Annotated in this window: 7 protein-coding genes and 1 pseudogene; 1 reads left to right on the top strand and 7 read right to left on the bottom strand. The window is 70.3% G+C overall.

All coding sequences use genetic code 11. The annotated features are described in order from the left end of the window. Positions 1 to 119 precede the first annotated feature (119 nt). From AB0G63_RS38380 to AB0G63_RS38350, 7 genes and pseudogenes are all read right to left on the bottom strand, one after another. A complete protein-coding gene (locus AB0G63_RS38380) occupies positions 120 to 2,987 on the bottom strand; it encodes a carbohydrate binding domain-containing protein (protein WP_360760321.1) in 2,868 nt (955 codons plus the stop codon). Between the two features lie 131 nt (positions 2,988 to 3,118). Further along, positions 3,119 to 3,535 carry an iron-containing alcohol dehydrogenase gene (locus AB0G63_RS38375; RefSeq protein ID WP_360760319.1) on the bottom strand — a complete coding sequence of 139 codons (417 nt, stop codon included), beginning with the start codon at positions 3,533 to 3,535 and terminating at the stop codon, positions 3,119 to 3,121. Positions 3,536 to 3,537: 2 nt separating this feature from the next. Next, entirely contained in the window at positions 3,538 to 3,687 is a 150-nt protein-coding gene (locus AB0G63_RS38370) for a hypothetical protein (protein ID WP_360760316.1), read from the bottom strand. Between the two features lie 68 nt (positions 3,688 to 3,755). Beyond that, positions 3,756 to 4,904 (bottom strand): extracellular solute-binding protein, encoded by a 1,149-nt coding sequence (locus tag AB0G63_RS38365; protein WP_360760313.1) that lies wholly within the window; start codon positions 4,902 to 4,904, stop codon positions 3,756 to 3,758. 240 nt (positions 4,905 to 5,144) lie between these two features. After that, the gene (locus AB0G63_RS38360) at positions 5,145 to 7,934 is read right to left on the bottom strand and encodes a SpoIIE family protein phosphatase (protein ID WP_360760310.1); all 2,790 of its coding nucleotides are present in this window, start codon (positions 7,932 to 7,934) and stop codon (positions 5,145 to 5,147) included. Between the two features lie 130 nt (positions 7,935 to 8,064). Further along, positions 8,065 to 9,765: pseudogene (locus tag AB0G63_RS38355) on the bottom strand (SpoIIE family protein phosphatase); the annotation flags it as partial. A 1,923-nt stretch (positions 9,766 to 11,688) separates the two neighbouring features. Further along, a complete protein-coding gene (locus AB0G63_RS38350; protein WP_360760307.1) occupies positions 11,689 to 11,895 on the bottom strand; it encodes a hypothetical protein in 207 nt (68 codons plus the stop codon). Positions 11,896 to 12,347: 452 nt separating this feature from the next. Here AB0G63_RS38350 and AB0G63_RS38345 point away from each other — a divergent pair. Next, positions 12,348 to 12,635, top strand: a 288-nt coding sequence (locus AB0G63_RS38345) for a non-reducing end alpha-L-arabinofuranosidase family hydrolase (protein ID WP_360760304.1), incomplete at its 3' end; no start/stop codon positions are given.

Genomic DNA, 12,635 nt, shown 5'->3' with positions numbered 1-12,635 from the left:
GCGTGGTGGTGGCTCTGGTGGGGGGGGGTGTGGTGGGGGGGGGCGTGGGTTTGGGGGGGGTGGGGGGTGGGCCCCCCCCCCCCCCGCCCCACTCCGCACCACACTTCAGGCAGGAGCGGTCACTTCAGGTACGGGCCGTCGCTGCCGATCTTGCCGGGGCCGTTCAGCACGTACACCCGGAGATTGCCCTTGCCCGGAGCCGCGACGGACAGGGTGCCGTTCGAGACGGTCTTCACGTCCCCGGTGACGGCATCGGTGTAGGTGCCGTTCGGGATGCCGGTGTAGGTGGCGCCGCCGGTGACCGTGACGAGGGCGAAGCTGTCCGTACTGCCGCTGGTGTACCGGCGCTTGAACGCCATGCCCCCGGAGATGCCGTCGGTGGAGTACTGGCCCATCTGCAGGGCGGGGACGGCCCGGCGGATCTGGTTGAGCCGCTGGAGGTGCTTGACCAGGGGCTGGGCCAGGGTGGTGGCGACCTCGCCGGTGGCGGAGCCGACCTTGCCGAAGTCCGAGGCGGTGACGGTGCCGGCCAGGTGGTCGCCGTAGTAGGCGCGTCCGGTGGAGGCGAGCGGGCAGGTGGGACCGCAGTCGATCTGCTTGCCCTTCTGGAACTCGATCTCCGAGCCGTAGTACAGCGTCGGGATGCCGCGGAAGGTCCACATCAGGGACATGTTCTCGGCCCAGGCGTCGGTGCCGCCGCTGTAGCGGGTGCTCGACTTGTTCGGGCCGTAGTCGTGGCTGTCGACGTAGACGACGTTGTAGGTCGCGTCGTTGACGCTGTCGTCGGAGTCCTTGCCGTTGCTGTAGGCGTTCTGCGCGTCACCGAAGTTCATGTGCATGCGCATGTCGATGATGTTCATGCCGGAGAACTGGCTGTGGTCCGGGGTGTGGTAACTGTTGCCGTTCAGGAAGGCGTTGGTGGAGGTGGGCTGGTTGCCGGTGCCGAGCTGTTCCTCGTAGTTGTACTGGTCGAGGGCGGCCTGGGTGTCGTCGGCGGTGTACTCCTTGCGCTCCTTCCAGGTGAAGAACTGGGCGGAGTGGTTCACCGACCCGCGGTTCCACTTGTCGTTGACGAAGGCCCCGACCTCGCCGAAGACGAAGAAGTTCGCCGCCTTGTCGGCCCCGAACTTCTGGGTGACCCGTTCCTGGATGGCGGGCAGGAAACGGCGGTTCCAGGTGACCCGGGGGATGTGCACGGCCGTGTCCACGCGGAAGCCGTCGACACCCATGTCGATGTACTTGTCGTAGGCGCCGATGAGGTAGTTCTGCACCGGGGTCGACTCGGTGTTGAAGTCGGCGAGGTCCTCGTGCAGCCAGCAGGAACGCGAGTCCTCCCCCTCCCAGTTGCCGATCCAGCACTGGTGGTAGTACTGCTTCGGGAACATGCCCGAAGTGGGGCTGGGCCACTGGCAGTTGTAGATCGTGTAGCCCTCGGCGCTCTTGCCGCCGGTGGGCTTGCCCCAGTTGACGCAGGTGTTGCCGGAGGGCTCGGCGGTGGACCACAGGTCGCCGTTGTAGTACGACTTGCCGGACTTGGGCTCGACGGTCAGGCCGTCGTACTCGAAGCCGTCGTTCTTCTCGTCGTAGTACCAGCTCCACTGGCTGTCGCGGACGCCGTACACGGTCGGCGTGAACAGGCCCTTGGCGCCCCAGCGGGAGCTGTGGTTGTACACCACGTCCTGGTAGATCTTCATGCCCTTGGCGTGGGCGGCGTTGATCAGGTCCTGGTAGGAGGCGCCGGCCGACTCCAGGCGCGGGTCGACCTTGTAGAAGTCGTAGCCGTGGTAGCCGTGGTAGTCGTAGTCCGAGCGGTTGAGGACCACGGGGGTGATCCAGACCGCGGAGAAGCCGAGCGCCTTGATGTAGTCGAGTTTCTCGACCAGTCCCTTGAAGTCGCCGCGGAACATGGGGTCGTTGTTCGCCGCGTTGCCGGACTTCACGTGCTGGCTGCCGCCCCGGTCGTTGGAGCTGTCGCCGTCGTAGAAGCGGGCGGTGAGGACGAAGTAGATGGGATCCTTGCGCGGGTCGGTGCCCAGCGGGGTGCCGGTGGCCGGCTCCGGCGCCTTCGCCCCGGTGGTCGCGGTGGCCGCCACGGACGCGGGTGAGGTGTTGCCGGCCGCGTCGATCGCCTTCACGGTGTAGGTGTAGGTCGTCTTCTCCTCGAGCCCGGTGTCGGACAGGACCGTCGAGGTGACGTCGGTGACGGTCGTGCCCTTGGTTCCGCCGGTGCGCGTGACCTGGTACTTCACCACGCCCGTGTCGTCGGTGGCCGCGTCCCAGCTCACCACGACGGAGGTGTCGGTGGCGGTGGCGGTGACCTTGGCGGGTGCGGTCGGGGCCTGGGTGTCGGGGTCCGTCGCCGCGCAGGGGTCCTTCGCGCCGGCGGTGACCTTCTGGTCCTTCACCGTGGAGGTGCCTGTGGCGATGGTGTAGTCGGCGCTGTTGTTGTTGTCCCAGACGCCGTTGCCGTTGTTGAACGCCGCCTTGAGCGAGGTGGCGGTGCCGATGGCGAGGGTCTTCTTCCACCAGCCGGTGCAGGCGGGCTCCATGCCGACTCCGGGGACGGTGGTCCAGGAGCCGCCGGCCGGGGCGTAGTGGATGTTGGCGGTGGTCCAGCCGGTGGTGGCCGTCGAGTAGTAGACGGTCGCCTGGTTGCCGGAGCCCGTGCCGGTGTCCGCGCACGGGTCGCTGTGGGCGATCACCCCGTCCTTGACGGTGACGGTTCCGGTGCCCAGGGCGTAGTTGCTGCCGCCGTTGTTGTCCCAGGTGCCGCTGCCGTTGTTGAAGGTGGCCTGCAGCCCGGTGGCCGAGCCGAGGTCGACGGTCTTCTTCACCCAGTCCGTGCAGGCGGTCTCCATCTGCGTGCCCGGGACGGTGGTCCAGGATCCGCCGTCGGGGGCCCAGTGCAGGTAGGTGGACGGCCAGTTCTTCGTCTTCGTGTAGTAGAAGACGGTCGTCGTGCTGGCGGTGGCGGCCGTCGGCCGCATCGGGACGGACTGGGACTGCGACGGTCCCGTGAGCAGTCCGGTCACCCCGGCGGCCGCGACGGCCGCAGCGAGCGCGCGCCGTAGTCGGTGGGGTCGTGGTCCTGCGCTCGGAGGGGCTGTCGACCTGAATCTCATGGAGTCTCCCGGGCAGCGGGTGGGGAGCTGCTGCAACTTCGGTCAGCAACTTGCTGCAAGTTCTTGCATGAGCGGAAGCTACAGGTCCATGACAGCCAGGTAAAGGGATACGACAGAGGTGACAGCGGGCGGAGACGCGGCAGCGGCGGTGAGGCCGCCTGGTGGGCCTCACCGCCGCGTGTCCGACGGTCTTCGCCGGAGCCGGTCAGTGCGTCCGGCGCAGGATCTCCAGCACGTCCGACTCCCGCACGGGTGCCGGTGTGTGCCGTGAGCGCGTGCCCGATGCCGTGGACCAGGCCGGGACCGCACCGGGTGAGCGCCTGTCCCCCGAGGTGAGCGCCCATCAGCAGCGCGGCGCGGGCGCCGAGGTCCGAACCGTCCCGGTACGCCGCCGGCAGCGCCGCGCTCACCATCGTCACGGCCTGCCTGGCACAGGCGACGGCGACGAGACCGGGGCGGCGCCGCGCGAGGCCGGGGACTCGATGCCGTGGACCAGGGCGTCGATGCCGGTGGCCGGCGCGGGCAGACCCGCGGGCAGACCCGCGGTCAGCTCGGGGCCGAGCAGGGCGACCCGGGGTTTGACGGACGGGTGCCCGATGTAGACCTTGCGGCAGGCGACGGCGAGCGTCCCGGCTAGCCGTTCTGTCCGGAGACCGCCGCCGCCCAGCCCTGGTCGACCGTCTCCCGGGCCTTCTCCAGCTGGGCGTCCGTCGGGAACCGCGGCGTTCCCTCGACCGTCGGCAGCCGTGCGGCGGCGGCCTTGTCGAGAGTGCCGTTTCGCCGCATGGCGTCCATGAGCACCGGGCGGGCGTAGTCACGCAGCCGCAGGTTCTGGCCCTCCGGGCTGAACAGGTACTCCTCCCACAGGCGGGCAGCCGCCGGGTGCGGGGCGTGCTTGTTGACCGCCTGCGCGAAGTACTGGGCGAAGGTGCCGTCGAAGGGGATCGCGACCTGCCAGTTCACGCCCTTGCCCCGGAGCCGGTCGGCGTAGTGGAGGTTGATGTAGTCCCAGTTGACGCTGATGGGGGTCCGGCCGTTCTCGACCGTTGCCGAGTTGGAGTGGACAGGGTTGAAGTGGCCGGTCTTCGCGAGTTCGGCGAAGTAGTCGAGACCGGGCTGGACGTTCCCGAACGACCCGTTGTTCGCCAGCGCGGCCGCGTAGACGCCGGCGAAGGCGGTGGCCGACCGGGTCGGGTCGCCCGCGAGTGCGACCTTGCCCTGGTAACCCGGCTTCAGCGGATCGGCGAAGGTCGCCGGGCAGTGCTTGATCCGGTCCGCGTTGCAGCCGATGGAGATGTAGCCCCCGTAGTTGTTGTACCAGCGGGCCTTCGCATCCTTCTGGTTGCGGGGGATCGAATCGTAGGCGGCCACCTTGTACGGCGCGAGCAGATGCTGCGCCGCGGCGTTCCGCGCGAACGTGTCGCCCACGTCGACCACGTCGGGTGCGGTCGGCCGGTTCCCCCTTTTCCTCAGGGCGTCGATCTCGTCCTCGCTGTGGCTCAGCGGATTCACGACCGTGACCTTGATCCCGTACTTCTTCTCGAAGCCGCTGATCAGAGCGCCGTAGTTGGCCCAGTCACGCGGCAGCGCGATCGCGGTGAGCGTGCCCTCCCGTTTCGCCGCGGAGATCAGCGCGGGCATGCCGCCCATGTTCTCGGCGGACGTGGCCGCCGACGGCTTCGCGGGTCTGGCGGCCGTCGTACTCTCGCAGGCACTCAGGCCCAGTGCCACGAGAGCGAGGCAGCCGAAGACCGCGGCCGCTCGGGCACAAGCTGTAGTCACGATGGCTCCCGGGCATGAGGGGACGGGGTCACCTCGGCCGGCTGCGGGCCGCACCCCCGGGTCCGGAGCGGCGAACCTTCCGCCCGCGCCACCCGGCTCCCTGGGGTCCGTTGTGCCGACGAAACGGTCATCGAGGACAGGGTACCCGGCCGCCTCGACGGCGGAATGCCGCTCGGGAAGCCCGCGATCATGGTCCTACCCGGGCTGAAGGCGGCTTGCGTACGCCTGTGCACGCTCTTCTCACCCGGCCGTTTCGTCCCATTCGCCCAGCAGGAACTCGCCGAGGTCCTCCGCCTCCGGCGTGGCGGCGTGGTGCAGCGGCTGTTCGGCCCAGATGACCTTGCCGGTGGGCGTGTAGCGGGTCCCCCAGCGCTCGGCGAAACGGGCGACCAGGAAGAGCCCGCGGCCGCCTTCGTCGGTGACCTTCGCCCGGCGCAGCCGCGGCGAGGTGCTGCTGCCGTCGGAGACCTCGATGATCAGGGTGCCCGCAGCGGAGTCGTCCTTCGGCACCCTGCGGAGCAGCCGTACGGTGATGCGCCCGGTGGCGTGGCGGATGGCGTTGGTGATCAGCTCGCTGAGGATGAGTTCGGCGGTGAAGACGACCTGCTCCAGCCCCCACTCCGTCAGCCGGCGGACGCAGGCGGCGCGTACCGGGGCCACCGCCGCCGGGTCGCGGGGGACGTCCCACTCGGCGACCTCCTCCGGCCCGAGCCGGCGGGTGCGAGCCACCAGCAGCGCGACGTCGTCCCTGGGATGGTCGGACAGCATGGACTCCACCACCGTCGCGCAGGTGGCCTCCGGCGTGCGGTCGGGCCCGGTCAGAGCATCGCGCAGGGCCTCCAGACCGGCGTCCAGGTCCCGGGTGCGGTCCTCGATCAGTCCGTCGGTGTAGAGCACCAGCCGGGAACCCTCGGGCACGGTGAACTCGGCGGTCTCGACGGGCAGTCCGGCGCCGAGTCCCAGGGGCGGGGAGACGGGCAGCTGAGGGAAGTCGACGGTCCCGTCGGACCGGACCACCGCCGGTCCCGGATGGCCCGCGGTCGCGACGGCCAGCCGCCCGGTGACGGGATCGTAGACGGCGTACTGGCAGGTCGCCCCGGTGATCATCGCCTGCCGGCCGTCCGCGGCGGCCGCCTCCTCGGCGTCGATCTGCGCCACCAGTTCGTCCATGCGGCCCAGCAACTCCTCCACGGGCATGTCGAGGCCGGCGAAGTTGTGCACGGCGGTGCGCAGCCGGCCCATGGTCGCGGCGGCGTGCAGACCGTGGCCGACGACATCCCCGACGACCAGTGCCACCCGGGTGCCGGACAGCGGGATGACGTCGAACCAGTCCCCGCCCACCCCGGCCTCGGCCGGCAGGTAGCGGTAGGCCACGTCGAGGGCGGACAGCTCGGGCAGCGCGCGGGGCAGCAGGCTGTGCTGCAGGGTGACGGCCATGGCGTGTTCGCGGGTGTAGCGGCGGGCGTTGTCGACGCACACCGCTGCCCGCGCGGCCAGCTCCTCGGCGAAGGACACGTCCTCGTCCTCGAACGGCGGGGAGCCCTTCGCGCGCCAGAAGTCGACCACTCCCAGCAACACGCCGCGGGCTCGCAGGGGAACCACGAGCAGGGAGTGGATGCCGTGATCGAGGATCCGGCGGGCACGTTCGGGTTGCTGGGCCTGCCAGCCGTGGGCGGCGCTCAGGTCTCTGATCAGGACCGGGCGGCCCTCGGTCATCGCCGTGGAGAAGGGGTGGGCCGGGACGAACCGGATCAGGTCGTGGACGCGGTACAGGGGATGTTCCGCGTCGGGACCGGAGACGGCGGTGCGGCGCAGCTCCGTGATCCCGGCGGTCGTGACGGAGGCCTCCTCGCCGCACAGGACCGGGTCCAGGAGATCCACGGTGGCGATGTCGGCGAACCGGGTCACCGCCACCTCGGCCAGTTCCTCGGCCGTGCGCCGCACGTCGAGCGTGGTGCCGATGCGCAGCCCGGCGTCGTAGAGCGACTGCAGCCGCTCGCGTGCCACCTCCGCCCGGCCGGAGAGGGCCCGCAGCTCGGTGGTGTCCCGGAGCGTCACCACGCTGCCGGCCGGTCCGTGCGGTGCGGTGAGCCGCTTGCTGACGGCGAGCAGCCGGTCGGCCGCCAGGTACACCTCGTCGGTCGCGGGGCGGTCGGAGGCCAGCAGCCCGGCGAGGTCCTCCTCCAGCCCCAGACCGGTGATGCGCCGCCCCTCCGCGTCCGCCGGCAGGTCCAGGAGCCGTCGCGCCTCGTCGTTGGCCAGCAGCAGCCGGCCGTCACCGCCGAGGATCAGCACTCCTTCCCGCACCGAGTGCAGCACCGCGTCGTGGTGCTCGTACATCCGGGTCATCTCCGTCGGGCCCAGGCCATGGGTCTGCCGCCGCAGTCTCCGGCTGACCAGGCCCGACCCGCCCGCGGCGAGGGACAGGGCCGCGGCGGCGCCGCCGAGGATGACCGGCAGCTGCCGGTTCACCCTTTGCTGCACCCGGTCGACCGTGACCGGCACGGAGACGATGGCGATGACGGAGCCGTCGGGGCCCCGGACGGGCACCGCCGAGATCACGGAGAGTCCCAGTGAGCCCTTGAACGTACTGGTGAACGGCTTGCCGGTGGCCGCCGCGGCGTAGGGCCCGATGACGCGTTTCCCGATCTGGCGCGGGTCGCTGTGGGCGAGGGTGATCCCGTTCAGCCCGTACACGATGACGGCGTCGACGCCCGCGGCCTTCCGGGTCGCCTCGGCGTGCGGCTGGAGCTCCGCGGTCGGGTGCCCGCTGCTCAGCGCCGTCGCGATTCCCGGGGAGTTCGCGAACGTCTGCGCGACGGTGAGCGTCCGCTGGCGGGCGTCCGCCATGACGTCGCGTCGAGCCTGCACCACGAGCGCCACCAGGGCCGCGGCGACGAGCAGCATCACGACCGCCAGCTGGAGCAGGAAGACCTGGCCGGCGAGGCTGTGCACGTTCAGGAGTGACCCCGACCGCCTCACGTCTCCTCGCCGCCTGTCATGCCCGGAATGGTGCGGAAATCCGCTCATATTCCCTTTCTATCTTTTTTGGGTGGCCGACCACGAAGCGGCCGAGCCGGACCGAGCCGCGCGGTGGCGCGACCGCGCGGCACCGGGCGGTCGACGGCGGGAGGCCACGGGCGGCCGCAGGCGGCGCAGGTCAGCCACCGAGCGTTCCCGGCATCGCCTGCTCGGCCCAGATGACCTTGCCGTCCTTGGTGTAGCGCGTGCCCCAGCGCTCGGCGAACTGGGCCACGAGGAACAGGCCCCGTCCGCCCTCGTCCGTGCTGGCCGCGTAGCGCAGATGCGGCGAGGTGCTGCTCCGGTCGGAGACCTCGCAGACGAGCGCACGGTCGCGGATCAACCGCATCCTGATGGGCCCGGCGGCGTGGCGTATGGCGTTGGTGATCAGTTCGCTGCAGATCAGCTCCGTGGTGTCCACGAGGTCCCCCAGTTCCCACTCCGTGAGCCGGGCGGAGACGGCGGTGCGTACGCGGCGGACGTCGGCGGGGTCGCGCTCCACGTCCCACTCGGCGACCTGTCCGGGGCCCAGCACCCGCGTACGGGCGACGAGCAGCGCGATGTCGTCCCTCTGGATCTCCGGGAGCAGGGCGTCCAGCACGGCGTCGCAGGTCTGCTCGGGCGAGAAGTCCGCGCGTTCCAGCGTCTCGCGGAGCAGCCGCAGGCCGGCGTCGACGTCCAGGTCGCGGCGCGCGACGAGGCCGTCGGTGAACAGGACGAGCCTGCTGCCCTCGGTCAGACGCAGCTCGGCGCACTCGAAGGGCAGCCCGCCGATGCCGAGGGGAAGGCAGGGCGGCACGTCCAGGAACTCCACCGTCCCGTCGGGCCGGACGAGCGCGGGCGCCGGGTGGCCGGCGCCGGCGATGGCGCAGTCACCGGTCACGGAGTCGTAGACCGCGTACAGGCAGGTGGCGCCGGTGAGGGCGGTCCGGTCGCCGGCCGCGATCGCGTCCTGGTCGATGAGGGTGACCAACTCGTCGAGGTGGCTCAGGAGTTCGTCGGGCGACAGGTCCAAGGGGGTGGAGAAGTTGTGCACGGCGGTGCGCAGCTGCCCCATGCTGGCCGCGGCCTGCAGTCCGTGCCCGACGATGTCGCCCATGACCAGCGCCACCCTGGCGCCCGGCAACGGGATGACGTCGAACCAGTCGCCGCCGACCGCCTGCGCGGGGAGGTAACGGGAAGCGACCTCGACGGCGTTCTGTGCGGGCAGGGCGCGGGGCAGCAGCCTCCGCTGCAGCGCCACGGCCAGGCCGTGCTCGCGGGTGTAACGGCGTGCGTTGTCGAGGGACACGGCGGCTCGGGTGGCCAGTTCCGCCGCGAGGGAGAGATCGTCCTGGTCGAAGGGCTCGGGCTTCTCGGAGCGCCAGAAGTGGACCACGCCCAGCAGCACGCCGCGGGCGGACAGCGGCGCCGTGATGAGCGAATGGATCCCGTAGTCGATGACGCGGGAGCCCCGCGCGGGGTCCAGTTCCACCTCGTGCCAGTCCGTGGAATCACGCAGATGAGGCACCAGGATCGCCAGGCCGCTCTCGACGGCGCGGGCCTGTGGCGAGGACGGCGCGAACGTCATCAGGTCGCCGACGGCGAACAGGGGAGCGTCGTCGCGGATGCCGCTGAAGGCCGCGCGCCGCATCCGCTTGCTGCCGGTGCCCATGCCGTTCATCCCCGGTTCCTCCTCGCTCAGCACGGATTCGGCCAGGTCGACGGTGACGTAGTCGGCGAAACGCGGAACCGCGACCTGCGTCAGTTCTTCGGCCGTGCGGGTCACATCGAGGGTGGTGCCGATGCCGCCGGTCGCGTCGTAGAGCAGCTTCAACCGCCACCGGACCAGCTCGACCCGCTGCGACGCCTCGCCGATCATCGCCATCACCTGCTCCGTGCCGACCTCCTCCTCCCCGGCCACCGTGGCGACCGCGAGCCGCGCGGACGCGGCGCCCACCGAGCCGGCGAGCTGGGCCTCCGCGTGATGGACCAGCTGCGGCGGCGCTTCGGCCGCCGGCGAGTCGGGTCTCCTTCCGGGGTAGGAGCACAGCGCCCGCCGGGCGCCCTCCGGTCCGAGGAAGCGTTCCAGCAGGGTCTGCAGTTCGCCGACCGTGGCACGGACCTGCCAGTGCCGCTGCCGCACAGGCTCCTCGAGGACTTCGACGAACTGCTCCGCCTGCGCCCGCTCGGCAGCCCCCGGCCGGTCCGCGAGGGAGACCGCGACGTACCCGCCGAGGTTCAGCAGCACACTCCAGAACATCGCATGGCTGATCGGGTCCATTCCCGCCACGCCCAGGAGGTGCTGCGGCCGGAGCAGCCCGATGCCGAGCGGGCCCTCCCGCAGGAACGAATCGGACAGCAGCCCGGCATCGGCGAAGGTCGGCAGCACCAGGGTGTACAGCCACACGGCGAACCCCGCCACCAGGCCGACCAGCACGCCCCGGCGGGTACCGCGCTTCCAGAACAGGCCGCCCAGGATGGCGGGCGCGAACTGCGCCACAGCCGCGAACGACACCAGGCCGATCGACACCAGCGCTGTCGCCTCGCCGGCCAGCCGCAGGTAGGCGTACCCGAGCAGCAGGATCAGCACGATGCTCGCCCGGCGAATGCCCAGCACCAGCCCGGCGAGGTTGTCCCGGTGCGCCAGCCTGGACGTGGTGCGCAGCAGCAGCGGCAGCACGAGGGAGTTCGACACCATGGTGCTGAGCGCGATCGTCTCGACGATGACCATGCTGGTGGCCGCGCTCAGGCCGCCGATGAAGACAACCAGCGCGAGTGCGTCCTGGCCGCCGGCCATCGGCAGGGTCAGTACGTAGGTGTCGGCGTCGACGGCCTTTCCGAACCGCAGCAGCCCGCCGGCCGCGATCGGAAGCGCGAAGAGGCTGATCACGAGCAGGTACAGCGGGAACAGCCACATCGCCCGTTTGAGGTGCCGCTCGTCGACGTTCTCGACCACGCTGATCTGCCACTGCCGGGGCAGCAGCACGATCGCCAGCATGGACAGCACCGTGAGCCACACCCACGCGCCGTAGCCGGTGTGCTCTCGCAGCGTGAACAGCTGGGTGAAGCCGGCGTCCGCGGCCCGGGAGAACAGGTCGTCGAGCCCTCCGAACATCCAGAAGACCACGAAGATCCCGGCCGAGAGGAACGCCACGAGCTTGACCACGGACTCGAACGCGATGGCGGCGACCATGCCCTCGTGGCGTTCGGTGGCGTCCAGATGGCGGGTGCCGAAGACGATGGTGAACGCGGCGAGCACCAGCGCCGCGTACAACCCCGTGTCCTGAAGCAGCGGGATGTGACTCACCTGCGGGGCGGAGGTGACCTGGGGGTGCCGCCGGATGACCGCGAAGGTGACGGAGACCGCCTTGAGCTGCAGCGAGATGTAGGGAACGACTCCCACCACGGCGATGATCGTCACCAGACAGCCCAGCGCGGTGCTCTTGCCGTAGCGGGCGGAGACGAAGTCGGCCAGCGAGGTGACCCGGTGCCGGTGGCTGATCCGGATGATCCTGCGCAGCACCAGCCAGCCCAGCGCGAGCATGAGCGTCGGCCCGAGGTAGATCGGCAGGAAGCCGACTCCGGCCCTGGCGGCCCAGCCCACGCTGCCGTAGTACGTCCACGAGGTGGCGTACACGCCGAAGGACAGCGCGTAGATCGTGGCGTTGTTGATGACGCTCCGACCGGAGTCCGCCCGTCGGTCACCGTAGAAGGCCACTGCGAAGAGCAGGCCGAGGTACCCGGCCGACACGGCGACGATGAACCAGGTCTGGAGCACGGTCTACCCCGATCTGCCGCCGATCACGGCGACCAGACCGATCACGATCGCCCAGACGAGAAACAGGTAGGCCGCGAGAACGGGGATGCCGAAGACCTGGCCCATGTGATCGAACCGCGCCAGGAACGGCGGAACGATCAGCACGAACCCCACCGCCGCCACGGCCGCCAGGCGCAGACCGAGCTGCTCGTCGTCCCGCGACTCCGCCATGAGCCGCCTCCGCATCCTCGATGTCACGCTTTGCGTTGTACAGCGGAATGTGCGCGATGTCGTACCGCGGCGTCGACCGGCGCAGCGGTGACGCCCACTCTGCTCAGTGCAACACGGCACCGAGGCGCCCGCTACCTCGCTGGACCGCCCCCGCACGCCACTCGCTTCGGTTGTCCGAGCCCGGCGAATATTTCGGCGCCGGTGGCGAATCTTGCGAGAGGGGTTGACGCCACTCATCGGCCTCCTATCATCCAGATTGCTCGACACTTCGACTTCCGTTCGACACTGCGAACGTATCGGAGTGCTGGGCTCCCCTCGCGGGCGGGCGCCTCCGGGTCGCGCCCGCCGAAACAGCCGAGCCGTAAGGAGGGTGCCGCTTCCTTCTGTATGTCATGCGCGCGTCAATTAGGCCCGCTTACTTGAACCACTCACTCGAGAATCGAGAGGTCCTCATGCGCAGAGGAAGTTTCAGCCGCGAACGTCTGCCCGTGGTGCTCGCCGCCGCGGTTGCGGCCCTGGTCTCGTTGGCGGCGACGCTCGTCGCCAACCCGGCTCAGGCGGCCGCCAGCGCGTGCTCCCTTCCGTCGACGTACCGGTGGTCGTCGACGGGTGCGCTGGCGCAGCCGGCGAACGGGTGGGTCTCGCTGAAGGACTTCACCGACGTGGTCTACAACGGCAAGCACCTGGTCTACGCGTCGAACGTGTCGGGATCGTCGTACGGCTCGATGATGTTCAGCCCC

This window comes from Streptomyces sp. NPDC020996 (genome assembly GCF_040641355.1).
Taxonomy (GTDB): Bacteria; Actinomycetota; Actinomycetes; order Streptomycetales; family Streptomycetaceae; genus Streptomyces.
Note: the sequence above shows the minus strand (reverse complement) of the source record. Positions and strands in the feature narration are given on the sequence as shown.

Excerpts from the sequence above, each read along its gene's own strand:
- AB0G63_RS38375 (WP_360760319.1), bottom strand. The coding sequence starts at position 3,535 with ATGGTGAGCGCGGCGCTGCCGGCGGCGTACCGGGACGGTTCGGACCTC.
- AB0G63_RS38350 (WP_360760307.1), bottom strand. The coding sequence starts at position 11,895 with ATGGCGGAGTCGCGGGACGACGAGCAGCTCGGTCTGCGCCTGGCGGCC.
- AB0G63_RS38380 (WP_360760321.1), bottom strand. The coding sequence starts at position 2,987 with ATGCGGCCGACGGCCGCCACCGCCAGCACGACGACCGTCTTCTACTAC.
- AB0G63_RS38360 (WP_360760310.1), bottom strand. The coding sequence starts at position 7,934 with ATGAGCGGATTTCCGCACCATTCCGGGCATGACAGGCGGCGAGGAGAC.